The organism is Paenibacillus tepidiphilus (assembly GCF_008635795.1).
Classification (GTDB): Bacteria; Bacillota; Bacilli; order Paenibacillales; family Paenibacillaceae; genus Paenibacillus_AQ; species Paenibacillus_AQ tepidiphilus.
In genome coordinates this window covers 1-1,051 of sequence record NZ_VWRQ01000062.1, presented here as the reverse complement: position 1 = coordinate 1,051, position 1,051 = coordinate 1, and the positions used below count along the sequence as shown (strand labels likewise).

Here is a 1,051-nt window from a genome sequence, read left to right as displayed (position 1 = left end):
CCGAATATCAGAAATCGAATCTCTAATTGAAGCGATGAGAAAGACCAAAAATAAACGATTATATGAACGGTATCAAGCCGTTTGCCTTCATTTAGAAGGGCGCAAAACGAAAGATATTTGTGCTGTTGTCAAACGAAACCGACAAACGATCGAGCGGTATATCCAGGCTTTTAAACAACATGGAATCGAAGGTTTGGTCCCGAGTTATTCCTCAGGAAGACCTCATAAACTGGATCCAGAACAAGAGAAAGCATTAGCTCAAACCATCTCCACTAAGCAACCTGTGGATGTTGGATTTGAGGCTCAATATAATTGGACACTACGTCTGGTGGTCCATTATATTCGGCGCGAGTTTGGTCAGAGCTTCACGCTGCGGGGAGCTTCCAAAGTACTTCATTACTTGGGATTTAGCTACACAAAGCCTACGTACACGCTTGCCCGGGCAGATTTAGACAAACAGAGAGTTTTTAAAGAAGAGATTTTCCCTGCTTTAAAAAAAAGTCCTGAACAACGAAATTGATCACCTTTTGTTCGAAGATGAATCTATGATCCGGGATTATCAAGCGCTACAGTACAATTGGTTTCTTAAAGGAAAACAGCGAAAAATAAAAACACATGGACAGCATCGAGGAGCGAAGCTGCTGGCTACGCTGAACTACGAAACGGGACAGATTCTTTGTCATGAAGCCGAAAATTACGATATGGTGACCTTCGAATCCTTTCTAAAACGTGTACTGCAAACCTATCCCAAAGGTGAAATTGTAATGATTCTGGACAATGCCCGTATTCATCATGCGAAGTACATTCAGTCTTTCTTAGAGGAACACCCTCGTCTAACCTTTGTCTTTTTACCGCCATATAGCCCTGAACTAAATATGGTTGAAGGTCTATGGAAATGGCTCCGAAGTGATGTCATTAATAATGTGTTTTTCGGAAAGTTCTATACTATTCATACTCACGTCCGTAAATTTATCCGGCGACTAAACCGCTCTTCCCATGAGGTCATTGATCGATTATGCGTGCGGTTTTAATCTTTTGTTCAACTTATATA

The 1,051-nt window shown here is 41.2% G+C and carries 1 protein-coding gene; it reads left to right on the top strand.

The features are described from left to right. Positions 1-4 precede the first annotated feature (4 nt). A protein-coding gene (locus F1379_RS29465; RefSeq protein WP_275262667.1) for an IS630 family transposase occupies positions 5-1,031 on the top strand; the annotation gives its coding sequence in 2 pieces (ribosomal slippage) (positions 5-493 and positions 495-1,031; 1,026 coding nt in all). Positions 1,032-1,051 lie beyond the last annotated feature (20 nt).